This window comes from Beijerinckia sp. 28-YEA-48 (genome assembly GCF_900104955.1).
GTDB lineage: Bacteria > Pseudomonadota > Alphaproteobacteria > Rhizobiales > Beijerinckiaceae > Terripilifer.
In genome coordinates this window covers 3294011-3318085 of the sequence record NZ_FNSI01000001.1, presented here as the reverse complement: position 1 = coordinate 3318085, position 24075 = coordinate 3294011, and the positions used below count along the sequence as shown (strand labels likewise).

Annotated in this window: 22 protein-coding genes; 12 read left to right on the top strand and 10 right to left on the bottom strand. The window is 60.4% G+C overall.

Translation table 11 applies throughout. The features are described from left to right. The first annotated feature begins 36 nt into the window (after nt 1–36). Nucleotides 37–1320: a multidrug effflux MFS transporter gene (locus tag BLW50_RS15745; protein WP_348272880.1), complete on the top strand. Its 1284-nt coding sequence runs from the start codon at nt 37–39 to the stop codon at nt 1318–1320. Here the strand turns inward: BLW50_RS15745 and BLW50_RS15740 are convergent, their stop codons facing one another. Then, on the bottom strand, nt 1321–2361 hold the full coding sequence (locus BLW50_RS15740; RefSeq protein ID WP_090704235.1) for an ABC transporter substrate-binding protein: 1041 nt from the start codon (nt 2359–2361) through the stop codon (nt 1321–1323). It abuts the gene before it with no gap. A 411-nt stretch (nt 2362–2772) separates the two neighbouring features. Between BLW50_RS15740 and BLW50_RS15735 the strand changes: the two genes are divergently transcribed. Continuing rightward, a complete protein-coding gene (locus BLW50_RS15735; protein ID WP_170850179.1) occupies nt 2773–3813 on the top strand; it encodes an aromatic ring-hydroxylating dioxygenase subunit alpha in 1041 nt (346 codons plus the stop codon). Nucleotides 3814–3875: 62 nt separating this feature from the next. After that, nucleotides 3876–4853, top strand: a complete 978-nt coding sequence (locus BLW50_RS15730) for a Bug family tripartite tricarboxylate transporter substrate binding protein (protein WP_090704231.1) — start codon at nt 3876–3878, stop codon at nt 4851–4853. Nucleotides 4854–4860: 7 nt separating this feature from the next. On the opposite strand, the gene BLW50_RS15725 is transcribed toward BLW50_RS15730, so the two are convergent. After that, on the bottom strand, nt 4861–5334 hold the full coding sequence (locus BLW50_RS15725) for a MarR family winged helix-turn-helix transcriptional regulator (protein ID WP_139267634.1): 474 nt from the start codon (nt 5332–5334) through the stop codon (nt 4861–4863). A 463-nt stretch (nt 5335–5797) separates the two neighbouring features. On the opposite strand from BLW50_RS15725, the gene BLW50_RS15715 reads away from it, so the two are divergent. Together BLW50_RS15715 and BLW50_RS15710 are read left to right on the top strand one after the other, a co-directional pair. After that, complete coding sequence (locus tag BLW50_RS15715; protein WP_090704226.1) at nt 5798–6577, top strand: alpha/beta fold hydrolase; 780 nt, start codon at nt 5798–5800, stop codon at nt 6575–6577. After that, a complete protein-coding gene (locus BLW50_RS15710) occupies nt 6577–7743 on the top strand; it encodes an LLM class flavin-dependent oxidoreductase (RefSeq protein WP_090709200.1) in 1167 nt (388 codons plus the stop codon). The genes BLW50_RS15715 and BLW50_RS15710 overlap by 1 nt, the downstream gene beginning before the upstream one ends. A 9-nt stretch (nt 7744–7752) precedes the next feature. On the opposite strand, the gene BLW50_RS15705 is transcribed toward BLW50_RS15710, so the two are convergent. Then, nucleotides 7753–8646 carry a LysR family transcriptional regulator gene (locus BLW50_RS15705; RefSeq protein WP_090704224.1) on the bottom strand — a complete coding sequence of 298 codons (894 nt, stop codon included), beginning with the start codon at nt 8644–8646 and terminating at the stop codon, nt 7753–7755. Nucleotides 8647–8759: 113 nt separating this feature from the next. Between BLW50_RS15705 and BLW50_RS15700 the strand changes: the two genes are divergently transcribed. From BLW50_RS15700 to BLW50_RS15690, 3 genes are all read left to right on the top strand, one after another. Further along, entirely contained in the window at nt 8760–9194 is a 435-nt protein-coding gene (locus tag BLW50_RS15700; protein WP_090704221.1) for a DoxX family protein, read from the top strand. A 274-nt stretch (nt 9195–9468) separates the two neighbouring features. After that, a complete protein-coding gene (locus BLW50_RS15695; protein WP_090704219.1) occupies nt 9469–9927 on the top strand; it encodes a (2Fe-2S)-binding protein in 459 nt (152 codons plus the stop codon). 3 nt (nt 9928–9930) lie between these two features. After that, a complete protein-coding gene (locus BLW50_RS15690) occupies nt 9931–12123 on the top strand; it encodes a xanthine dehydrogenase family protein molybdopterin-binding subunit (protein WP_090704217.1) in 2193 nt (730 codons plus the stop codon). A gap of 65 nt (nt 12124–12188) precedes the next feature. Here the strand turns inward: BLW50_RS15690 and BLW50_RS15685 are convergent, their stop codons facing one another. Next, the gene (locus tag BLW50_RS15685) at nt 12189–13166 is read right to left on the bottom strand and encodes a Bug family tripartite tricarboxylate transporter substrate binding protein (protein ID WP_090704215.1); all 978 of its coding nucleotides are present in this window, start codon (nt 13164–13166) and stop codon (nt 12189–12191) included. 132 nt (nt 13167–13298) lie between these two features. Between BLW50_RS15685 and BLW50_RS15680 the strand changes: the two genes are divergently transcribed. Both BLW50_RS15680 and BLW50_RS15675 read left to right on the top strand, forming a co-directional pair. Further along, a complete protein-coding gene (locus BLW50_RS15680) occupies nt 13299–13619 on the top strand; it encodes a hypothetical protein (protein ID WP_090704213.1) in 321 nt (106 codons plus the stop codon). A 10-nt stretch (nt 13620–13629) separates the two neighbouring features. Further along, the gene (locus tag BLW50_RS15675; RefSeq protein ID WP_090704211.1) at nt 13630–14406 is read left to right on the top strand and encodes a class I SAM-dependent methyltransferase; all 777 of its coding nucleotides are present in this window, start codon (nt 13630–13632) and stop codon (nt 14404–14406) included. Here BLW50_RS15675 and BLW50_RS15670 read toward each other — a convergent pair. Genes BLW50_RS15670 through BLW50_RS15660 form a run of 3 tightly spaced genes read right to left on the bottom strand, consistent with a single transcriptional unit; the run spans nt 14390 to nt 17162 of the window. After that, entirely contained in the window at nt 14390–14869 is a 480-nt protein-coding gene (locus BLW50_RS15670; protein WP_090704209.1) for an aromatic-ring-hydroxylating dioxygenase subunit beta, read from the bottom strand. The two genes, BLW50_RS15675 and BLW50_RS15670, sit on opposite strands and share 17 nt — an antisense overlap. Continuing rightward, nucleotides 14866–16170: an aromatic ring-hydroxylating oxygenase subunit alpha gene (locus tag BLW50_RS15665; protein ID WP_210186086.1), complete on the bottom strand. Its 1305-nt coding sequence runs from the start codon at nt 16168–16170 to the stop codon at nt 14866–14868. The genes BLW50_RS15670 and BLW50_RS15665 overlap by 4 nt, the downstream gene beginning before the upstream one ends. A gap of 20 nt (nt 16171–16190) precedes the next feature. Beyond that, nucleotides 16191–17162, bottom strand: coding sequence for a Bug family tripartite tricarboxylate transporter substrate binding protein (locus tag BLW50_RS15660; protein WP_170850178.1), 972 nt, complete (start codon nt 17160–17162; stop codon nt 16191–16193). A gap of 163 nt (nt 17163–17325) precedes the next feature. Here BLW50_RS15660 and BLW50_RS15655 point away from each other — a divergent pair, with 163 nt between their 5' ends. Next, a complete protein-coding gene (locus BLW50_RS15655; protein WP_244544266.1) occupies nt 17326–18156 on the top strand; it encodes an IclR family transcriptional regulator in 831 nt (276 codons plus the stop codon). Nucleotides 18157–18256: 100 nt separating this feature from the next. Beyond that, nucleotides 18257–19438, top strand: coding sequence for a PQQ-dependent sugar dehydrogenase (locus BLW50_RS15650; protein ID WP_170850177.1), 1182 nt, complete (start codon nt 18257–18259; stop codon nt 19436–19438). An 11-nt stretch (nt 19439–19449) separates the two neighbouring features. Here the strand turns inward: BLW50_RS15650 and BLW50_RS31315 are convergent, their stop codons facing one another. The 3 genes from BLW50_RS31315 to BLW50_RS15635 form a co-directional block, all read right to left on the bottom strand. After that, nucleotides 19450–20652, bottom strand: coding sequence for an SEL1-like repeat protein (locus BLW50_RS31315; protein WP_348272879.1), 1203 nt, complete (start codon nt 20650–20652; stop codon nt 19450–19452). Nucleotides 20653–21484: 832 nt separating this feature from the next. After that, nucleotides 21485–22147: an SEL1-like repeat protein gene (locus tag BLW50_RS31310; RefSeq protein WP_090704202.1), complete on the bottom strand. Its 663-nt coding sequence runs from the start codon at nt 22145–22147 to the stop codon at nt 21485–21487. A gap of 194 nt (nt 22148–22341) precedes the next feature. Continuing rightward, the gene (locus tag BLW50_RS15635) at nt 22342–23973 is read right to left on the bottom strand and encodes a GMC family oxidoreductase (protein WP_090704200.1); all 1632 of its coding nucleotides are present in this window, start codon (nt 23971–23973) and stop codon (nt 22342–22344) included. Between the last annotated feature and the right edge of the window lie 102 nt (nt 23974–24075).

Genomic DNA, 24075 nt, shown 5'->3' with positions numbered 1-24075 from the left:
GATTGCGGTATGGCTGGTTGACTTGGTGCCAGCCGAATTCGGAGCGGCGAAAGGCGTACAGGAGCTGATCTGCGATCTGCTGGTTCAGCTGAACGACAAAGAGCGCAGCGTATGACGCCTGTTTCCGCCGATCGCAAGCCCGCAGCGCAAGCGCCGCCGCCTCCGGCGCACGCGCCCCTGTGGCTGCTGGCGGTGATTACCCTGAGCGGAACCCTGGCGATGCACATTTTCGTGCCCGCTTTGCCGCTTGCCGCTCAAGACCTCGGCGCCAGTGCCAGCGCCATGCAACTCACCCTGAGCGCCTATATCGTTGGCCTCGCGATCGGGCAGCTCACCTATGGGCCGATCTCGGATCGTTTCGGGCGTCGGCCGGTCCTGGCCGTCGGCATGGTCATCTATCTCGTCGCGAGCCTGGTGGCCATGCTCACGCCTTCGGTGCAGGCGTTGATCGTCACGCGCTTCTTCCAGGCGTTGGGTGGATGCTCGGGTCTCGTTCTTGGTCGGGCCATCGTCCGCGACAGCGTGTCCGGCAATGACGCCGCGCGGCGGCTGTCGTTGATGAACCTGATGGTCATGGCAGGGCCAGGGCTTTCGCCGCTCGTGGGCTCCTTTCTCGCCGCGGTGACAGGATGGCGGTCGATCTTCGCCGCCTTGTGCGTCCTGGGCCTGGTCAATCTCGTTTTGATTTGGCGTCTGCTGCCTGAAACCAAGGGCAACCAGGGGCAGGATGTGCGGACGGTTTTGCGCAGCTACCGGCAGCTTCTGAAGTCGCGAGGTTTCCTCGGTTATACGATCGGCGGTGGCTGCGCGACGACGCCTATCTACGCCTTTATCGGTGCGGCGCCCTTTATCTTCATCGATCAGATCCACCGGCCCGCGCATGAGGTTGGTATCTATCTGGCCATCAATATTGTTGGTGCCTGGTTCGGCAGTCTGACCGTGAGCCGCCTGATCGGACGCGTGTCCTCCGGCCGTCTCATGGTGATCGGCAATCTCCTGAGTTGTGTCAGCGCGTTTATCTTCCTGGCTTTCGCGGTGGCCGGCTCGCTTGGCGTTCTATCGACAGTGCTGCCGATGCTGCTGCTGAGTTATGGGACAGGGATCGCGTCGCCGATGGCTTTATCGGCGGCGCTCGGTATCAATCCGTCCATTGCAGGCTCGGCCTCAGGGCTCTACGGCTTCGTACAGATGAGCATTGGCGCGGTGTGCGCCGCGTTAGGCGGTGTCGGCGGCAATCCGGCGCTTGCAGTTGGGATCGTTCTGCTGGCGGCCGGATTGTTGGCGCAACTGTCCTTTTGGTTCGCCCATACGCAGACGTGATCAATCGGTCTTCTTATAGGGGCCAAGCTCCTTGAGGACCGCGTCGAGGAAGGATGTATCGACCGGCTTCAGCGGGTCGACCGTGCCTTCGAGCAGCCCGGCATTCTTATAGATCTCGAAATCGTTCTTCAGGCTGTCGAGGCGGATCGTGCCATCGGGGTTGCAGAAGGCGAGCGGGAACGAGCGGTAAAAGGCGGGGTCTTTGATCGTCGTATATTCGTTGAGAATGGCGATGATCGCCTCGCCCTTTGGCCCCTTGAAATTGCCGCGCTCGTCCAGCCCGTCGTTGTGGTCGCGCACGCCGCGCAGGAACGCTTTGAGGAATTTGCGCGCCACCTCGGGCCGTTCCTTGGCGAATTTGCCGCTGTAAAACAGCACGGCGATCTGGTGATAGGGATAGGCTTCGTCGTCGGTGATCACCTTGATGCCATAGCCCTTGCTCACCGCTTCGGTCGTCATCGGCTCGGCCGGCAGGGCGAGGTCGATCGCGCCGCTGGAAAGCGCCAGCACCTGTTGCGGGAAAGCCAGGCTGACGAGTTCGACGTCGTTGATTTTCAGCCCCGCGCGCTCGATCATTTTGTAGAGCGAGGCCATCGACGCGGTGCCCGGCGCCGTATTGGCGACCTTGAGGCCCTTGATATCGGCCAGGGTCTTGAAGCGTCCGGAATCGACCAGGGCCTTGCGCACCACCAGGGTCTGGCTGGTGCGGCCGGGTGGGGTTGAGACCTTGTCGGCGACGACGCGCAAATCAATGCCGCGGGCCACCGCATTGTAGAAGCCGGCCGAGGTCGCGCCGGCCACCACATCGAGATCGCCGGTCGCGGCAGGTGCAATCATGCGCGCGGCGGAATCAAACAACACGAAATTGACGTCGATCCCCTCGGCTTTGAAATAGCCGCGCTTGTCGGCAACGTAGAGGCCGATGTCGGTGGCGAGCCGTGTATAACCGATATTGACCTTGTTCTGCGCCAGGGCCGTCTGTGCTGCCAGAAGTGTAAAAATGCCAGCCACGAAGCAGCCGGCCGTGCGTGTCCACGCCATGATGTCCCTCCCCAATAGTTTTGTCCGTTGCGCGGGAGCTTAGAGCATTTTTGGCTGAAGGGGATGCCAGTTCGCACAAGAAAAATGTGCGGCAAACAAGAGACCGGACATCGCTTCCGATCCCGGCAAGCCGATACGGGGCCATCCTTTTTGAGGCTCTTCACGCCGAAATAGTACGTGAACCCGGCTTGCGTGCCGTGTTTCTACCGAGGGCATTTGTTTCCATTTAGAAATTAAATATGCGCCATGATTTCGAGTTAATGGACTAAAATTGGAGAAAATGGAATCTTAGATTGACTTTTTGATTCCAAATGGAAAGACTATTCAGCAAGAAGAAAGCTCGGCAGTCTGTGCTGCCAGCGAGGGCGTCGCTTCTTGATAAGCACGTCCCCTGCCAATGGGAGGACATTCGTGGCCAGAAGCTATTATCTGAGAAACCACTGGTACATCGTCGCTCATGACTTCGAGCTTTCAGACGGCAAGCCGCTGGCCCGGAAAGTCTGCGATAAGCCTGTTGTCATCTTTCGGGGTGAGGATGGACAGGTCGGCATGCTCGACGATCGCTGCCCGCACCGGTTCGCGCCCTTGTCTGCCGGTGAGGTTGCCGGCAACGACGTGCAGTGCGGCTATCACGGCATCCGCTTCGATCGCCGGGGCAGATGCACCCATATTCCCGGTAACTTACCCATTCCGAAAAATTTCGCGGCCGAAAGCTATCCTACCGTCGAGCGGCATGGGTTCATATGGGCCTGGCTCGGTGAACGAGAAGCTGATGAGACGATCATTCCGGATTTTTCCGAGAATAAGCGTGAAGGATGGAAGGGTGTTCCCGGCTATCTCAGGATAGAAGGGAATTACCAGTTGATGGTCGACAACATCCTCGACCTCACTCATGTCGACTATGTTCATAAAACAACGCTCGCCAGCGGCGACGTCGCCGAGACTCCCTTGGAGGTGAAGGTCGAGGGCGATCGTGTCTTCGCGCAACGGCTGATGTTCAATATCAACACGGCCAATATCTATCGCGCCGCGCGTAATCTTAACGGCCGCGTCGATCGTTGGCAGTTATTCGAATGGCTGCCGCCTGCATATCTTCGCGTCATCCTTGGGGCGCGTGAAGCTGGCTCAGACATGCCGGTCGGAGATCCCGTTCATATTGTTCTCAACGGCTTTACCCCCGAGAGCGAGAACGTTGCGCATTACTTTTGGTCTACGGCCAGGTCCTGGAAGACTGACGATCCGAAAGTGGATTCTCTCTACGAGACCATGATTGTGCAAGCTTTCACGGAAGATAAGGTCATTATCGAGAAGCAACAAAAGCTGATCGATATCGACCCTGCCCGGGCCACTCTCGTTAATTTGCCCTTCGATCGCGGGGCGCAGCAAGCGCGGCGCGTTTTGAAGCGGCTTCTGGATGAAGAGGAAGCCGGACGAAGAGCGGCAGCGGAGTAGGCGCACACAAAAGAGCGATGAGGCGTAGACCGGGTCGTTGAAATAATAAAGGGAGGAAGCCTATGATTTCTCGCAGACAGTTCGTCGCGGGTGGCGCCGCTGCGGCTATTGGTGTCGCATCTTCTTCAGCGAATTCACAAGCCGCCTGGCCGACGCGGGAGATCCGCAGCATCTGTCCGTTTCCGCCGGGGAACGGAGCGGATGTCATCGTCAGGTTCTATGCCAAACTGCTTCAGGAGCGGATTGGCAAGACGATCATCGTGGAGAACCGACCAGGTGCGTTTGGCAATATCGCGACCGAAGCCGTCGCGCGAGCCAAGCCGGACGGCTATACGATCGGTATCATGGCCGCATCATCGCAACTCGCGGCAGCGGCGGCATTGTTCCGGAAGCTGCCGTTCGATCCCGTCAATGACCTGGATCAGATCACCACACTGATGAAGTTGCCTTTCGTGTTGATTGTCGCGGGAGACAGTCCGTTCAAGTCGGTCGCGGATTTGACCGCGCATTTGAGAGAGCAGGGCGACAAAGGATCTTATGGATCGGCGGCAAACACAGGCTTGGTGGCAAGCGAGTTATATAAAGCGGCGGCGGGATTGAAGACTGTCGAGGTCAAATACAAAGACCCGTTGGGCATGCTCAACGATCTATGGGCCGGCAATATCGGTTTCACCCATCTCGACCCAGTGACGATCTTGGCTCATCTCAAAAGTGGGAGAGTCAGGGCCTTGGCGACATCGGCAAAAGATCCGTTTCAAGCTCTGCCGAATATACCGAGCGCGGCGCAAGCTGGCATCGCGAATTCCGATCTGATCGCTTGGTGGTCGGTTGCTGTGCCAAAAGGCACGCCAGCTGACATCAAAAGCAAACTAGAGGCGGCATTCAATGACGCGGTGTCGAGCCAGGAGCATGCGAAATTTGTCGCGGATATCGGTTGCGATCCTTTTCCTGGCAATCATGCGTCCGCCCATGAGCTGTTGGTGAAGGATATTCAAGCATGGGGCGAATATGTGAAGCTGGCCAACATAGAGATCATGTAAACGCCGTTTACTCCGGATACTCGACCAACGGCGCGATGTTGTCGCAAATGCGCTGTAGTAGCCGCCGTGCCAGGTAGACTTCGTCCTCCGAGAAACCCGCGAGGGTATCCTGCTCCATCACCGCGACGCGTGGCAAAAGCGATCGCACTATCTGTTGGCCGGTTCGTGTAATTGAAAGAACCACACCGCGCGCATCGGTTTTGGATTTCTTTTTCACGATAAAGCCGCGTTTAAGGAGTTCATTGATGAATCGAGATGCCGATGACGGTTCCATTGAACTGAGCGTGACAAGAGCGCTGAACCGCAGAGGCGACTGCCCGTAAAGCAAGGCGAGAATGCGCCACATTCCAAGCGACAGGTTGTGTGGCTTAAGCCCGTCCGTGAACCGGTCCATCAACCCGTTCGTGGCACGGTTGATCAGATAGGGCACATATTGCCGGACATCAAAATCGGTAGGCAGCTCTTGCTTCTTGGCGGTCAACTTGCGGTCCTCTTCAATCGTGGGGCTGATGCCTACGCTGTGTGGAATGAGTGGGCTCAAAGTGGGCGATAAAATGATTCCATACGGAAACGAAATGGCCGATCAATTCTCGTGCTGTTCGCGAATCTACCAGGATATCGAGCAATTGAGCTTGACTTCCTTTTTCCAGATGGAAATAAAAATGCGATATTCTGAAAGGTTATGGTTGGGAGAGATTTCGTGCAAGTGGCTCCTTTTTGAGCAGCAGGTTTCTTAAGCAGGTTCGGTACCGGCTTTGAAAATGGGAAGCTCTGAGGGGAACCAAGAAGATCGATCGGCGGTTGCGATGAGGCCGCATCATTCTTCGCGCAGAGAACTCTCAGGAATCAAAACGAAGGCAGGGCCGCTGAGGCGTCATTCCATGAGTGGCGCTTTCACGCCGCGAGCGGCGCAAGTCCTTCGGTAGAATTAGGGAGAAGAGTTGATGAGTGAACCGAAGACCTATTTCGAGACCGTGGAGGGCTGCAAGACCAGCGTCATGCGGGCTGGCTCCGGCGCGCCGCTGCTGTTTCTGCATGGCGCCAATGGCGCCAGCCGCTGGGCGCCGTTCATGGCCGAGCTGGCAAAGTCCTTCGAGGTGATCGTTCCCGAACATCCTGGCTACGGTCGTTCCGACATGCCCGATTGGCTCGACAATGTCGGCGACTTGGCCAATTTCTATCTGAGCTTCATGAAACAGCTCGATCTGACCGACGTCACCCTCGTCGGCACCTCGATGGGCGGCTGGATCGCTTCGGAGATCGCCGTGCGCGACCAGAGCCGGTTGCGCAAGCTCGTGCTCGTCGCCTCAGCCGGCCTGCGCGTCAAGGGCGTGCCGCCGGCCGATCTGTTCTTGTGGTCGCAGGACGATCTCACCCGCAATCTGTTCCACGACCAAAGCCTTGCCGAGCGTATTCTCGCCGCGCCGCTCAGCCCTGAGGAGAGCGACATCGCTGTGCGCAATCGCGTCACCACGGCGCGGCTCGCCTGGAACCCGCGCCTCTATAATCCCGATCTTGAGAAATGGATTCACCGGCTCGATCTGCCCACCCTGGTGCTGTGGGGCCGGCAGGATGCGTTGCTGCCCGTCGCCTATGCCGAGCGCTTCCGTGACGCCATCAAGGGCGCGAAGGTGCAGATTTTCGACGACTGCGGACATCTGCCGCATTCGGAAAAATCACCAGAGTTTGTCGCCGCTATCCGCCAGTTCGCAGGAGAGGCATGATGCAGTTCTTTCTCTTTCATCTGATGCCTTATGCCGATCTCGATCTGTCGGCCTCGGACAAATACCAGTCGGCTTGGGTGACCTTGCCCAACAGCTATTACGATCCGCGCAAGGGCCATCTGCTTTACAACCGCTATCTTGACGAACTCGAAATGGCCGAGCCGCTCGGCTTCGACGGCATCTGCGTCAACGAGCATCATTCCAATGCCTATGGTCTGATGCCGCAGCCGGGCGTTCTCGCCGGCGCGCTGGCGCGGCGCACCAAGAACGTGAAGATCGCGCTGCTTGGCCGCGCTCTGCCGCTGGTCAACAATCCGGTGACGATCGCCGAAGAGTTTTCGATCATCGACAACATCACCGGTGGCCGCTTCATCGCCGGCTTCGTGCGGGGCATCGGCGCGGAATATTTTTCCTGGAACGTCAATCCGGCCTTGTCGCACGAGCGCTTCCACGAAGCCCACGATCTGATCATCCAGGCCTGGACCAAGACCGGCCCGTTCGCTTTCGAGGGCAAGCACTACAACTTCAACTATGTGAACCTGTGGCCGCGGCCTTATCAGACGCCGCATCCGCCGGTCTGGATTCCCTCGCAGGGCTCGACTGAGACGATCGAATGGGCGGCGCATCCGAGTCGGCGTTATACTTATCTGCAGACCTTCTCGCCCGTCACGGCGCTGGCCAAATATATGCAGCAATATCGCGACTCGGCCGAGCGCCAGGGTTGGCAGGCAACCTCCGATCACCTTGGCTGGTCCGTGCCTTGCTATGTCGCGGAAACCGACGAGATCGCCATGCGTGAAGCGCGTCCGCACGCGGAGGCTTTCTATCAAAAATTCCTGCGTATGCCGCCGGAAATGCTGCTGCCGCCGGGCTATCTCTCGCTGCAATCCATGCAGGGCGTGATGCGCGCCAAGGCGCAGATGCAAAGCGGCAATAAATCGCTTGAGGCGGTAATGGAAAGCGGCATGTTCCTGTGCGGCAGCGCCGCCACCGTGCGCGACAAGATCCTGCATTTCCAGAAGGAGATCGGGTTCGGCAAGCTGCTGACCATGCTGCAGTTCGCGACGCTTCCCCATGACCTGGCCGTCAAGAACATGACGATCTACGCCAATGAGGTCATGGAGCCGATCCGCAAGGCGCAGCCGGCCTTGGCCACGGCGAAGTAAGCCATATCGTTACATGGTCGCGAGCTTCATGTTCGCGACCATGAAATCGATGAAGGCGCGCAGCTTCAGCGGCATGTGCCGCTGGCTCGGATGCACGATATAAATGCCGAGTTCAGACTGGGCGTAGTCGTGCAGGATTTCCTCGACGGCGCCGGAGGCCACCAACGGCGCCATGATGAAATCGGGGCCGATGGCGATGCCTGCGCCCGCTGCCGCTAAGCGGCCCAGTGCGTCACCATTGTTGCAGGCGATGCGCCCGGGCACGCGCCGCGTTTCCTCGCCCTGCGGCCCCTGGAAACTCCAGACATTTCCGCCCGAAGCATAAGCATAGTGCAGGCACTCATGGTCTAGCAGATCCGCCGGCACGAGCGGTCGCCCACGCCGCGCCAGATAATCAGGCGAGGCACAGATCATGCTGCGCGTGACGGCCAGCCGCCTCGCGATCATTGAACTGTCGGTCAGCCGGCCGATACGGATGGCGACATCGAAGCCTTCGTCCACCAGATCGACGAAACGATCGTTGAGGGTGAGATCGATGGCGATGCGCGGATTGGCCTTGGCGAAGGCCGCAACCAAAGGCGAAACATGGGTGATGCCGAAGGAGAGGGGCGCCGAGATGCGCAGCCGCCCAACCGGCTCCGCCGCCTGGCTCGTCACTTCGCGCTCGGCTTCTTCGAGCGCCGCCAGAATGTCCTTGCCACGCTCGAAATAAGAACCGCCCGCGTCGGTCAGGCTGACAGACCGAGTGGTGCGGTTGAGCAGGCGTAGACCGAGATGGGCTTCGAGGTCCATGACATGCTTGCTGGCCATGGCGCGGGACATCGCAAGCTGTTCGGAAGCTGTTGTAAAACTACCGCTTTCAGCGACAGCGACGAAACATCTGAGGCTGGTGAGATAATCCATTGTTCGAGATTATCAAACAATATTTCAGGTGGAAGCTAATTTATCCCAGAAAGGAGATTAATTACTTTGCCCTCAACGGCTGCCCTTTTCGGGCTGCTCAGGGGATTTCGATCATGAACACCGCTCAAAACAACCAATCCGCCGAACTCGGTGCTTTCGTCTTGCGCGTCAGCCTTGGCGTCCTGTTTCTCGCCCATGGCCTGATGAAGGTCTTCGTCTTCACTATTCCGGGCACCGTCGGCTTTTTCCAGAGCCTCGGCTATCCGGCTGCTTTCGCTTATCTGACGATTCTCGGCGAGCTTGGCGGCGGCCTGTTGCTGATCAGCGGCGTCTTCACGCGCTGGATCGCGCTGGCGCTGGTGCCGCTGATGATTGGCGCCACCCTGGTGCATGTGTCCAATGGCTGGGTGTTCTCCAACAACGGTGGCGGCTGGGAATTCCCGGTTCTGTGGACCGTTCTGCTCGGCGTACAGGCGCTGCTTGGCAATGGCGCTTATGCGCTGCGCATCCCTAGCCTCACCGCCGCGCCCAAGGCACGCATCGCCTAACGTTCGGCCTCTCAGGAGTCTCAACGGACTAGGCAGTTCTTGGTGCGAGGGCACAGCGCTGCAACGTTGGAATGCGCTGTCCGTTTCGGTTGCCGCTTGATCGATACAAGAAATGAAGTTGCGGTCGTCCTCAAGGGCGGCCGCAATTTTTTGCATCGCGCATTCAGGTGATGGGAGATCGAAGGTCCGTAATCATCCCACTGCACAATCCGCTTGGTTGGTGTTATCGGGAATAGTTCTAATGAAAGATGAGCCATTCTCGGAGGGGGACTCGATGGCAACTTACGACCTATCCATCAATGGACAATCGACGAAAGTCGACGCGCAGCCCGACACGCCCCTGTTGTGGGTCGTGCGCGAACATATCGGACTGACGGGGACGAAATTCGGCTGCGGCGCCGGGCTTTGCGGGGCCTGCACGGTGCATGTCGATGGCGAGGCCGTGCGCTCGTGCCAGACGCAGGTGTCGCAACTCACAGGCAAGAAGGTGACGACCATCGAAGGTCTTTCGGCCAACGGCTTGCATGCCATGCAGAAGGCGTGGATCGCTGAACAGACGCCGCAATGTGGCTACTGTCAGTCGGGACAGATCATGCAGGCGGCCGCCTTGCTCGCCAAAACGCCAAAGCCGACGCGTCAACAGATCGTCGAACATATGGACGGCAATCTCTGTCGCTGCGGCACCTATTCGCGCATCATCAGCGCCGTCGAACGCGCTTCGCGGGAGGGCTGAGCCATGCACGACAAATTAAATGGCAATCTCAACGTCTCTCGCCGTGGTGTTCTCGCTGGCGCCGCCGGCCTGTCCTTCGGCTTTGCCTTCAACCTCGCGCCCCAGCAGGCGACCGCTCAGACCGGCCCCACCACGCTCAATGCGTTCGTCCGCATCGCGGCCGACGGCACGGTCACCATTGTTTCGCCGGCGATTGAAATGGGCCAGGGCGTCAGCACCGCGCTGCCACTGATCTTTGCCGAGGAGTTGGATGCTGATTGGTCGAAAGTGGTGATCGAAACCGCGCCAGTGGCGGAGGTTTACAATCACCCGATCCTGCGCACGCAGATGGTCGTCGGCAGCACCACTTTGCGCGGCTATTGGATGGCGGCGCGCACGGCTGGCGCGCAGGCGCGCCAGGTGTTGATCGATGCGGCGGCGGCACGCCTCAATGTGCCGGCGAGCGAGTTGACCACCGAGCCCAGCACGGTCGTCCATGCGGCGAGCGGGCGCAAACTCTCCTATGGCGAGATTGCTGCCAGCGCCAAGCCGCCGGAAAAGCTGCCCGAGATCAAGCCGGAGCAGCTCAAACCCGTCGCCAATTTCCGCCTCATCGGCAAGGATGTGCCGCGCCGCGATGTGGAAGCGAAGTCGACCGGCCGTATGGCCTATGCCATCGACGTGCGCGTGCCCGGTCTGCTCTATGGCACGATTGCGCGTGCCCCCGTGCGCGGTTCCGGCCCGACGTCGTTCAACCGGGACGAGTTGAAAGCGGTGCCAGGCATTGTCGATGCCATCTCGCTTGACCATGGTGTCGGCATCATCGGCTCGACGGTGGAGGCGGTGTTTGCCGCCCGCAACAAGCTGAAGGCGCAATGGCGCGACGCGCCGGGATCGAAGACCGATTCCGCCGCGGCCATGCAGGCGGGTCTGGAGCATGTGCGCGATGCCAAGACGCAAGGGGTGATTGGCCGTTCGGTGGGGGACGCCAATGCGGCTTTCGCCAGTGCTGCGAAGGTCCATTCCAGCGAATATATGACCGACTATGTCTATCACGCGCAGATGGAGCCGCACACGAGCACGGCTTCCGTCACCGCCGATGGTGTTGAGGTCTGGTGCGGCACGCAATGGCCGACACGAGCACGCGACGACGCGGCGAAGGCCGCTGGCGTCACGCCGGACAAAGTAAAATTCCACCTGATGACCATGGGCGGTGGGTTCGGTCGCCGTGCCTTCGTCGAATATGCGGTCGATGCCGTATTGCTATCGAAAGCCGTCGGCAAGCCAGTGAAAATGCTGTTGAGCCGTGAGGATGATGTTGCCTCCGGTCGTCTGCGCCCGATGACGGCGCAGAAGATCGAGGTGGCGCTCGATGCGACAGGCAAAATCACCGGCTGGCGTCATCGCATCGCCGCCGACACGGTGGTGCCTTATCTCTACGGCCCAGCGCGTATGGAGGCGCAGAAGGGCGTTGATCATATCGTCATGGCCGGTTCGGAAATGCCGCATTATGATATTCCGGCGATGACCGCCGAGCATATCTATGAGGAGCGCGGCATCCGCACTGCCGCCTGGCGCGGCATCGGCTCGGGGCACAACAACTTCGCCATCGAAGCCGTGATCGACGAACTGGCCCAAAGCGCGGGCAAGGATCCGGTTGAATATCGCCTGGCGGTGTTGAAAGATCCGCGCGCCAAAAAGGTCATCGAGCGCGTCGCTGAAATGGCCGATTGGAAACGCAAGCGCGAGGGCCGCGCGCTCGGCATCGCTTTCGCCAAACTGGGTCTGCCGCCGATCGGCTTTTCGGTGGCCGGCACCGTGGCGGAAGTCTCCGTCGATGCCAAGTCAGGCATCGTGAAGGTGCATCAGCTGTGGTGTGCCGTCGATGTCGGCTTGCCGGTGCAGCCGCTGAATGTGGTGGCGCAAATCGAGGGCTCGTTGCTCTATGCACTGGGCAGCGCGCTGAAGGAGCGCGTCACGATCAAGGATGGCGCCGTGGAGCAGCAAAACTTCCACGACTACGAATTGATCCGCATGTCCGATGTGCCGCAGATGCAGGTGGAGATCATCCGCAGCGGCGACATTCCGCTGCCGGTGGGCGAATTGTCGATCTCCGGCACTATCCCGGCGATCTCCAACGCCATCTTCACGCTCACCGGCAAGCGGCTGCGCCATGCGCCGTTCACGCCCGATCGCGTCAAGGCTGGTTTGGCATAGCGATACCAAGACAAAACAAAGCCGGCGGCTGCAAGGCCGCCGGTTTTCAGCAAGTCGTGGAGGCTTCAGTCGAGTTTGATGCCGGCGTCCTGCACCACTTTGCCCCAGCGTTTGACTTCGGAGCTGACGAAAGTGCCGAAGTCGGCGCCATAAAGATTGGGGATGTCGGAGCCGTTGCGGGCCCAGGCATCCTTGATCATGGGATTGCCGAAGGCCGTGCGTAGTTCCTTCGTCATATGGATGAGGACATCGGGCGGCGTGCCCTTGGGTGCGAACATGCCGTACCAGGTCGAGACCTCATAGCCGGGCACGCCCGCTTCGGCCGCCGTCGGCACATCAGGGAATGCTGGCGAGCGCTGCGCGGAGGCAACCGCCAGGGCGCGCAAAGCGCCGGAGGCGATATGCGGGGCCGATGAGCCGAGCCCGTCGAACTCCAGTTCGATATGGCCAGCGACGAGATCCTGCATGGCGGGCCCCGCGCCGCGATAGGGCACATGGGTGATGCGCGTCTTGGTCAAGGCCTTGAACAATTCGCCGGCGAGATGATGGGTCGTGCCGCCACCGGCCGAGGCATAGTTCATCTTGTCGGGATTGGTGCGGGCATAGTCGATGAGTTCCTGCAAGGTCTTGGCGGAAACCCGGCCCGGATTGACGACCACCACCTGCGGCGGTTGCGAGACCAGGCCGACAGGGATCAGGTCTTTCTCGATGTCGTAGTCGAGCTTTGGATACAGCGCTGGGGCGATGGCGTGATGGGCGGCGCCGATAAAAAACGTATAGCCGTCAGGCGAGGCTTTCGCTGCTGCCGAGGCGCCGACAGTGCCGCCGGCACCGGCGCGGTTCTCGATAATCACCCGTTGTCCCAACTGTGCGTCGAGCTGAGCGGCGAGGGGCCGGGCGAAAGCATCGGTGCCGCCGCCGGGCGCGAAGGGGACGATGAAGGTGATCTGATGACTTGGCCAGGATTGGGCGTGGGCCGTTGGAACCGCGGCGAGGCCGATGGCTAGCCCGGCCCAAACAAGTTTTTGCACACCTTGAATCATGGAACGTCCTCCCCACGCTCTTTGAGCGCCCAAGGAGAGCATAGAATGCGTGCCGATACATGCGAAATTCGACTTTTGACATGCTGCGGCGGTCGGTCGATACCAACAGTGTGCAGAGCAATAGGTATCGTGATGACTCAGGCTCCTGATCCAAAGCCCGATCCGACAGGACATTTCCTGGCCTCGCTCTGGCTGCGGGTGCCGGTTGCGGTCGCCATCGGCCTCGGCGTGGTGGCGGTGACCTATTGGCAATATGGATATCTGAGTTCGAATTCTCTGCCGCTGATCGAGGCGCAGACGCCGCAGCCTTTACCTCAGGCCTGTCCGATCGCCGGCGATTGTAAATTGCCCGGTGACGACCGGCGCACCACCGACATCCCGCAATCGGAAATCTCCTCGACGGGCAGCGATCGGATCATGCCCGATGACAAACCTGAGACTGGGAAACCATAACGGCACGAACATGGTGCAGAACATCTACGATCAATCGGACTTCTTTGAAGGCTATAGCCATCTTGCCCGTTCGACAGGCGGCCTCGAAGCTGCGCCTGAATGGCCGATCTTGCGCGCCATGCTGCCGCCGGTGAAAGGTCTGCGCATCGTCGATCTCGGCTGCGGCTACGGCTGGTTCTGCCGCTGGGCGCAAGCGCAAGGTGCGGCACATGTGCTGGGTCTCGATCTGTCGGAGAAAATGTTGGCGCGGGCGCGGGAAATGTCTAGCGGCGCCGCCATTGTCTACGAGCGTGCCGATCTCGAACAGCTCGCTTTGCCGTCCGAAGCCTTCGATCTCGCCTATTCGTCTCTGGCTCTGCACTATCTGGAAGATGCAAGGCGTCTGTTCGCCACCGTGCACCAGGCGCTTGTTCCCGGCGGTCGTTTCGTCTTTTCGACTGAACATCCGATCTTCATGGCGCCAACCAGGCAAGGCTGGGCGAAAGATGCCGAGGGGCGGCGCATCTGGCCGCTCGATCGTTATTCCGTGGAAGGACCGCGCACCACCGATTGGCTCGCCAAAGGCGTATTGAAATATCATCGCACTGTCGCCACGACGCTCAATCTTCTGATCGGCGCTGGCTTTTCCATCGCGCGCGTCGAGGAATTCGCGCCGACGGCTGAGCAGATCGAGGCGCAGCCGGACTTACAGGAAGAGCTCGACCGGCCGATGTTCCTGCTCGTCTCCGCCAAACGCCAGGGCTTGGGCGAGGCTGCGCCGGTTTTTCCCGTTACAGCAGGAAGCTGACCGAGCCCATATGGCCGAGTTCCTCGGCATCGAGAACGACGCGCCGCTCGGCGATCTTGAGGGCTCCATTTTCGCGCCGCAGCCGATAGCGATATTCGCCGCTGAAGGTGCGGATGTCGCCGCCGCGCCGGTGCCGGTTGAGAATGAAATTGGCCCGCACCTGGATCTCGCCATTCTCCTCCTGGGCTTTCACATTGCCGATGATCCGCCGCGTGCGTGATGGCGGCCATTCCGAATGGCAGCTTGGGTCCTTCAAGCGGATGATGCGTTCGCGCAGCCGCACGGCATCATCGGCGACAATGAACAAAGTGGTGTTGTGATCGCCATCCGGCTTATCGTTGGGGGGCACGAAATAGGCGGCATCGTCGGTCAAGAGCTTCAGCCAGTCGTCGAGCTGCCAGCGGTCGAGCAGATCCGCCTCACGAAACAGGAAGTCCTCGACCTCGGTGCGCAACGCAATCATACCGACGCCTCCATCAGTTCCTTCCAGCGCCGCCAGAACGTGCGGATATGGCCTTCATCCGTGTCAAGCTGATCGTCCTCGCTTTTGTACATGCCGCGCGACAGATCGTTCCATGGCGCTTCGCGCCAGGCCGAGTAGCCTTCTTGGGCTGCCTCCAGCGCCGCCACGTCGTCGGGCGTGGCGAAACCGCCGGGGCCGTAGAAGGTGAGAAAGGCGTGCAGGCGGCGGGCGCGCTGCGCCTGCGTTTCCTCCACCGGTCCCAGCGCCCAGGAGGTCACTTTCATTTGCCCCGGCGAAACCGGCGTGAAATTGCGGACCGTCACTGATGAACCGTCATTGATGACGAGATTGGGGAAGATCACCAGATTGCGATTGGTATCGGCGACGCGCGCCGCCCGCTCCTCGCCGAGGCGCGTCACCAGTTCGGCGCGGATGTTAGCGATGTCTTCCTTGGCGTCCTCGCCATAGACGGAAATCCAGCGCGCCACTGGCCGGCCGCGATAATTGGGATTGTCCGTCGTCAGATGGCCATTGCCGAGGTTCTTGCCGGCGCCCAGCGATGGCAAGAGAGAGCCTTTCGGTCGGCGCATGTCGACGCCGGAATTGCTCATGTAATTGATCCAGGTCGAGTGGGTGGTGATGATGTGATAATCATCGACCGAATTCTCGACCAGAAGCTTCCAATTCGCCTTGATGTCATATTCCTGCGTGCCCGTGACGATCTCCATCTGGCCGCTTGGTGATTGGTCGACGACGAGATCGATATAGTCCTTGGCGTCGGCAAGATAGTCGGTGAGCGGGATCGCGTTCGGATCGAGATTGATGAAGTAGAAGTCGCGATACTGCTCAAGCCGGGGCGCCTGCGTCAGGCCATGCGCTCCTTTGTCGAACTTCGGCCCGTAGGCATCAAGGCCCGGGCCTGAGCGCAGGCTGCCGTCGGTCTGGAAAGTCCAGCCGTGATACATGCAGAAGAAGCCGCGCGCATTGCCCTCCCGCTCGCGACAGACCAATGCGCCGCGATGCGGGCAGACATTGAGCATGGCGCGCACCGCGCCCTCCTTGTCGCGGCAAAAGATCATCGGCCGGCCCGCCACTTTACGCGTACGGAAGTCGCCAGGGTTTCGGATTTCCGCGGCATGGCCGATGTAGATCCAGCAGGTGCGGAAGATGACCTCCCATTCCTTCTGCAGGATCTCTTCGGACACGAACACCTGACGGTTGATAAGGAACTGATCGGTGTCGCGATCTTCAAGAACCCAGTGGGCGCTGTTACGCATGGCCTCGCCTTTGTTGTCTTCCATTATCGCGTCCGCTCGCCGCTTTAGATCTTTTCGATTTTGGCAATTTCGACAAAGTCCTTCCACTGATTGGCTGTGGCGGCGAGGAGGCCAGCCGCCTCCTGTGGCGAAGCGGAATAGACATCATTGCCCGTTGCCTTGAGGAATTCAGCCGTATCGGGCGATTGTACCGCCGTGTTGAACCAGCCCCTCATTGTGTCGACGATCGGCTGCGGCGTGCTGGTGGGCACCAGGGCTCCCCACCAGGAGACGATGTCGATGCCAGGATATCCGCTCTCCGCAAAGGTCGGTAGATCGGGTGTCGAGGCCATGCGGGTGCCTGAGCCTATGGCGAGCAGTCGCCAGTTGCCCTGCCGGGCGACACCGAGGGCAGCGATGGAATCGACGATGGCGAAGTCGAGCGCGCCGCTATTGAGGTCGTTGATCAAATCGGCGGAGGTTCGATAATTGACATTGACGACCTTGAGATCGGCCTTCTGCTTGTAGAGTTCGCCGATCAGGAAAGAGGACGTGTTGGACGTGCCATAGGTCGCTTTATCGCCCTTGGGGCGCACGACCGTCGTCAGGTCCTGTAGATTTTTATAAGGCGCGCTCTTGCCGACGACGAGGATGTAGGAATGGCGGCTGAGCGTGGCCGCGACCTTGAGGTCCTTGGTGACATCAAAGGGCGGGTTTTTGAACACGTGCATATTGCCGGCGATGCTGGTGCCGGCGTGCACGAAGATGGTGTGGCCGTCGGGCTTGGAGCGCGCCGTATATTCGGCGGCGAGAAAGCCCATGGCGCCGGGCTTATTGACCACCACGATCGGCCCCGGAACGATCGGCATGAGCTTTTGCGACCAGAAGCGCACCAGTACGTCCGCACCGCTGCCGGGCGGAAAGGCGCTGACGAAATTGTAAATTTCGCGGCTGTCTTGCGACAGTGCCGGATAGGAAATCGCGGCGGCCGCCGTACAGGTTAGAGCGGCGAGAGCCTTGCGTCGGTCGATCAACATCATCCCCTCCCGTTTCGTCTTGTCGTCGAGTTATGTCCATCACATGGACATAATATCCATTCTAAGCTAGCGAGCCGGCGTTAGTCCGTCAAATTTCGGTCGACATGTCCGTACTACGGACATAGGATGATTTTGATCGGTGAGAAGACAGATGGAGGGGCGCGTGGCGCGTGATGCAGGCGATGGAAATATGCAAGGCGTGCGCGCCGTCGATCGCGCCATCGAAATTCTGCAATGTTTCACGCCGGAAAAAGCCGCGATGAGCGTGCTTGAAATTCAGCAGCGGGTGCCGCTCAGCCGGCCGACGCTGTATCGATTGCTGCATACGCTCGCGCAAAAAGGCATGATCCGCGCATTCGGCGAGCCGCAGCGTTTCTCGCTCGACTATGGTGTTGGACGGTTGGCTCACAATTGGACGGCCGGGATCGACCCGATCGTCATAGGTCGATCAATCGTTGAGGATCTACGTGCCAAGACGAATGAGACCGCGGCCTTGTTCATGTTGCGCGGCGATCAGCGTCTGTGCGTGCTTGAAATGGCCGCGCCACACATTCTCAGAATTTCCTGGGGCATGGGGGAGTCGCAACCGATTTCAAGTGGCGCCAGCGGCAAGGCCATTATGGCGTTCATGAAGCCGGATGCTGTCGAGGAGGCCCTGAAAGGAGTGCCGAAGACTGGCGCACGTAAGACCGTGTCATCGAGCCTCGATCTCATTCGCGCGCAAGGCTATGCGATCAGTCGTGGCGAGGTTTTCGCCGGCGCCATCGCGATTGCGGCGCCTTATTTCGATCACAACCATTGTGTCATCGGCTCGATCGGCGTGTTCGGTCCCTCCGCGCGCCTGGATCAAGCGTGGGAAAAACAAGCCATACGCGCGGTGATTGAAAGCGCCCGGGAATTGTCCGGTTCCCTGGGGCATTTTGAAGATCTGCAAGGGGGGCGTCGCGCGGCCGAGCCAAAACAACGGGGCAAATCCCCTGATCGTTTCGCCTGAACCTCTTGTAGATTCCCTATCGTAAATTTGATCAGTGGCGTGATTGTCGCGTTGCCTTGGGGCGTTAAGATCGTCGCGATGCAACGATCGAGGCCTCGTCATGTTCCCTGAAAAACGCGCTGCCGTCGGTCGGCATCCGTCGCGAAGGCTCGTCTTCGCCATATGCGCCATGATGGCGCTTTTCGTGACCGCGTGGCACAGCGATGGAGCGTGGGCGCAAGCGAAGCCGCCGATCGATCGTTTCAAGCTGCCGCCAGGGTTCAAGGTCGAGGTCTGGCAGGCGGGTCTGTCGGGCGCCCGCACGTTGCTGCTCGGCCCCAAAGGCACGGTCTTTGTCGGCACCACCGGTGCTGGTCGCGTTTATGCGATCACTTCTGAGAATGGCGTGCGACGAGTGCGCACCATTGCGCAAGCTCTCACCAGCCCCAACGGGCTCGCCATGAAAGACGGAGCGCTCTACGTTGCCGCGATCAACCGCGTTTATCGCTTCGACGATATCGAGGCGCGGCTCGATGGCGCGCAGCGGGTGGATATCTCCCAGCAGTTTAATCTGCCCTCGGAACGTCATCATGGCTGGCGCTATATGGGGTTCGGGCCCGATGGCAAGCTCTATATCGCGGTTGGTGCACCCTGCAATGTCTGCGAAGTCGACCCGAATGTTTATGGAAATATCCGCCGCTACGACCTCGACAGCGGTCGTATGGAGGTTATCGCGCACGGTATTCGCAATTCGGTCGGCTTCGATTGGCATCCGGTCACCGGCGAACTTTGGTTCACCGACAACGGCCGCGACAATATGGGAGACGACATTCCGGAAGATGAATTCAATCGCCTGCCGCGCGGCAGGGAAGGCGCTAACTTCGGCTTTCCCTATTGCCACGCGAATGGCATTGCCGATCCGCAATTCCGCAAGCCCGATCCTTGCGCCGATGTGATCCTGCCGGCGGTGACGACCGGGCCGCATTCCGCGTCCCTCGGCATCAAATGGTACACGGGCACGATGTTCCCGGCCGAATACAAGAATGCGGCTTTCATCGCCCGTCACGGCTCTTGGAACCGCTCACGCAAATTCGGCTCCGATCTCGCCGTCGTTCAGTTGGATAGCGCGGGCAAGGCCAGCGTGCGCCCGTTCATGACCGGTCTGCTCGATGAAAAGCGTGATGAACATCTCGCTCGGCTGGTCGGCGTGTTGCCGATGCCGGATGGCGCGCTGCTCGTTTCCGACGACCTCAACGGTGTCATCTATCGCATTTCTTACGATGGTTCAGCCAAGACGCGATAAGCCTTGCGGCTCTATTGCGCCAGCTTGGTGACATCGATAGCGGCTTGCGCCCGGGCTTTGCTCTCCACATTGGCGGGGCCAGCTTTTTTAGCGTAAGCGACGATGGCGTCGAGCGATGGCTCCGAACAGCCCTCGCCATCCAGGCCGCCGATCTTTTGCAGCTTCGCTGCCGCCAGAACCGCATCGCAGGCGCCCGGTGCAAACATCATGTGCTTGCTGATTTCCGTGAGCATCGACAGATCCTGAAGGCGGGGATCGTCGCGCACGGCTGCTAGGAAGGCGGGGCCGAAGGTCTTGCCGCGATCCTGTTTGTAGAGGGTCGTCAGGTCGAAGATGAATTCGAAACTCGCCTTCGGCGCCTCGTCCGGCTTCACCACCAGGATGTCGAGGCTGTAGCGCGTCAGTTCTTCCGGCGACACCACCTGCCGCACCAGGCTCGATTGATGGTAATTGCTCATCATCAGCCAGCGCGCGTGCAAATCACCGAGGCGGGCCAGCGCGTTGAACATGCGCAGCGCCGCGAGCCGGTCGGCATCGGTCTTGATCGTCTGCGAGCGCTGGAGCGCCTTCTCGCGCACGCTGTCGACGACGGCGCGCGAAATCTGCGGTTGAGGTGGGGCATTCGGCTGTGTCGCTGTCGGGTTGGCCGTCGGCACCGCAGCCTGAACCGCAGCTTGCCGCCAGGGTCCGCGCGCCTCGATCTGCATACGCAGACCGGTGCGCGCGTCCGGACCGAAATAACCGTTCGGCTCGCCGGCGAATTTACCTTCCGCCTTGAGCACTTTCTCGATCTCGGCGCGCACGTCCTGCGGCATCGCCTTGCTGAGGGCAACCAGCTTGTCTTCGGTTGTCCCAGCCGGCGCCATTTGCAAACCGTCGATGACGGCAGCGGCGATGGCCTTGCGGGGAAAATCAGTGATACGCCCGCCGGCGAACAGCGTGGAAATCTGGGTGTTGGCCAGAGAGAAACCGCCGAAATTGCTCTGGTCGCCATAGCGTCGACCGGCACCGTCGCCATAAAGCGCGACCGGATAGGAAATGCCTTCGCTGAGCGTCATCAGCCGCGCGCCGAAATCGAAGGTGAAGGCGCTGGCGAGATTTTCTTTCGCCTCGATCGATCCTTGCTCCGCCGCCTTGCGCCAGAAGCGCAGGCGCTCGCGCGGATTTTTCGCTATGCCGAGGCCATCGGCATAGGCCCGTCCCGCCGCCAGCATCGCCTCGACATTGCCGAGTTCGGCGGCTTTGACGATCAGCCTGGTCGCTGCCTCGTCATCTTGCGGATAGAGCACGCCTTTGCGCGTCAATTGGCCTTGCAACAGCAAGGCATCCGCCTGTCCGGCAGCAACACCATCGGCAATGATCTTGCGGATCTGCGCTTCGTGCAGCGGACCAGGGGCCAGAGCTGTGAGGCTTGTCGAATCCAGATTGGAGAAATGGGCGCGCGCCAGCAGAACTTGTGTCGCCGGATCGCCGTCGCGGGTCATGAGTGCCAGGATGTCGCGCGCACCGGCTTCGTCGCGAAAATCTGTGTTGCGCGACAGTTTCAATTTGGCAAGGGCCATGCCGGCACCGGGCTCGCCGACTGTGGCGGCAAGCGAAAGCCTTTGCACCAAAGCCGCCTTGTCGACTTTAGCTTGATAGTCGGTCAGCAGGCCCGCGAGCCGGATTGAATCGTCGATGCCGAGGCGTGTGCTCTGAAAAGCGGCGATGGCTCGCCGCGGATCGCGCCCGACGATCTCATTGTTGAGAAACAGATCGGCCATGATGCGCGGGCGATCGGCCATGTTCTGCAGCGATTTATCGTCGAGCAAAGCCAATCCGCGGGCGAGGTCGCGCGGGCCGCCTTCGCCGTTCACCAGCATGCGCGCCAGTTGCAGGCGCGCGAAGGCGTCATCGTTTGCGGCCTTTTCCAAAAGGGCGCGCGCGGCTTCGGGCTGTTTCTGCGTACCGGTACCGGTACGCAGCGCCGTCACATAGGGGAGGAACACCTGGCGATTGCCGGCTTCATATTGTTCTTTCAGAAAGGCAAAAGCCTTGGCTTTCTCTTCAGCCGATGTGGCGGGGGAGGTGAGGCGCAGCGTCGCGCCACGGGCCCATGGCTTCGAACTCGGCTTTATGAGCCCAGTCGCCGCCAGGGCCTTGGGTGGGCAGGTTGGCCATGCGGTCGGCCCAGCGCAGCGCTTCGCTATCATCGCGTTTCAGCAAGCCGCCATCGCGCCGCAGGTTGTAGATATCGAGCAATGCCTCGGCGTGGCCGGCTTCGGCGGCATTGCGCAGAAGATTGAGCATGTGGTTGGCTTCAGTGGGGTTGCGCAGCGGATCGATCTTGCCGCTGCTCATCCGCCAGAGCAGATGCTGTGCTTCGATATGACCGTTCTCGGCGAAACGCCGCACGGTCGGAAGGATCGTCTCAGTGTTTTTGAAATCAAGATACATGGCGCGGGCAAGCTGGATGGCGAACCGTTGCTCGTCGGGAAAGGCCAGGGCCGCGGTGCGGCAGGCGGCAATCAGATCGCCGGTCACGTTCGTATTGAACGTTGGGTTCATATCGAAAATGTAGCTGGGCGGCGCCTTGCCTTGCGGATCGAGTGGCGATGTCGCGCCGGTATCGCAGGCGGTGGCGGCAGCCGCTTTCGCGGCTTCATCCTCAGTCTGCGCCAACGTGGGCGCCACCGCGAGGGCGCTGAAGAGCGCGAGGGCCAGACCCAAATATCGCCGATGCCCAAGGTCTGGGCGAAGCAATCGGCGCGAGGGGGACGAAGACGTGGAAAACGGCAAAGATAAAGGTACGAGCTGCGAAATCATCAGCGTCTCACCTTGTTATTAGGCTGGGTCTTGATGCTAGACCCAGCCTAACAGATGAGACGTGTGATTTCGCACACCGTCAACTTGTTCGCAGGCCTTCAGGCGTTCGACGGCGGCAGCGGCTCAGCGCCTCTGATCATGTCGGAGGCCTTGTCGGCCATCATGATGACGCAGGCATTGATATGCGCGCCGACCATATCCGGCATGGCGGAGGCATCGACGACCCGCAGCCCCTCGATGCCACGCACGCGCATCTGCGGGTCGAGCACGCAATCGGTGCCCGTACCCATTTTGCAGGTGCCGGCGGGGTGGTGAGCGGTGAGCGCCGCGCGCCGGATGAAGGCGTCGATCTCGTCGTCGCTTTGCACCTTCGGGCCGGGCGAATCCTCTTCGCCACGGTAAGGCTCCAGCGCCTGCTGGGAAGCGACTTCGCGGGCCAGCTTAAAGCCGTTGCGCAGGCGTGGTAGATCATTCGGCGCCGAGAAGAAATTATAGAAAATGCGGGGAGTGTCGGCAGGATCGGTGCTGCGCAACGTCACTTCGCCACGGCTTTCGGGATGCAGCAGGCAGGGACGGACGCCATAGCCATCGAGATAAGGTTTCTTGAGGCCCGGAAACCAGATGTCGGCATCGCCTGGCAGGCCCCGGAACATGAATTCGATGTCTGGCACGTCAAGCTCGGGTCTTGTCTTGAAGAAGGCATGCAGGCCACCCGGCACCACGGTGCCGGCACCGGTGCCGGTGAGATAGGCCTGCACCATGGCGATGGCGATGCGGTCGAACCGCATGGTGTCGCGGAACGGCGAGGGGTTTTGCGGCCGGGTGTATGAGATCATCACCGCCAGGTGGTCTTGCAGGTTTTGGCCGACGGGCAGGTCGACCACCGGCTTGATGCCGAGCGTGGCCAGATGCGCGGCCGGCCCGATGCCTGATAGCATCAGGAGCTGGGGCGAGTTGAAGGTGCCGGCGCTGAGAATGACCTCGCGGCCAGCTTGCGCCTGCACGGTCATGCCGTTGTTGACATATTCGATGCCCCGCGCCCACGTGCCATCCATGAGGATGCGCGTCGTCAGCGCATGGGTTTCGACCTTCAGATTGCGGCGGCCACGTGCCGGCTTGAGATAGGCGTTCGAGGTCGAAGAGCGTCGTCCATTGCGAATGGTATATTGGCTACGGCCGATGCCTTCGCCTTCGGCGCCGTTGTAATCCTCGGTGAAGGGCAGGCCTCTTTGCTTTGCCGCATCGATCCACGCCTCAAAAAGCGGATCGCGCGTGCGCGCATATTCCGTACCGAGCGGGCCGTCGCCGCCGCGCCAGGGATTGGTGCCGCCCTGCCAGGTCTCGCTGCGTTTGAAATAGGGCAGGCATTCGGCATAGGACCAGCCGCTCGCGCCATTGCGCGACCAGCGGTCGTAGTCGCCGCGATGTCCCCGCGTATAGGCCATGACATTGATGGAAGACGAGCCGCCCAAAACCTTGCCGCGCATGGCCTCGATGCGTCGGCCATTGAGCTGCGGTTCGGGCTCGGTGTGATAGCCCCAGTCGAACATCGTATGCTCGTGCATTTTGCCCATGCCGAGCGGGATATGGATGAGCGGATGCCGGTCGGCTGGTCCCGCTTCGAGCAGCAAGACTGAGACCGCCGGGTCGGCTGACAGCCGATTGGCCAGCACGCAGCCGGCCGATCCGGCGCCGACGATGATGTAGTCATAGACCTGGTTTGTCGTCATCTCCACCCCATATCCATTTTCGTTGTTTGTTCCGCTCAAGCCCTACCGCCTGCCGCGCGCGGCGTCCAGAACTCCGCCCTTTGGCGCATTGACGGAGGCTAT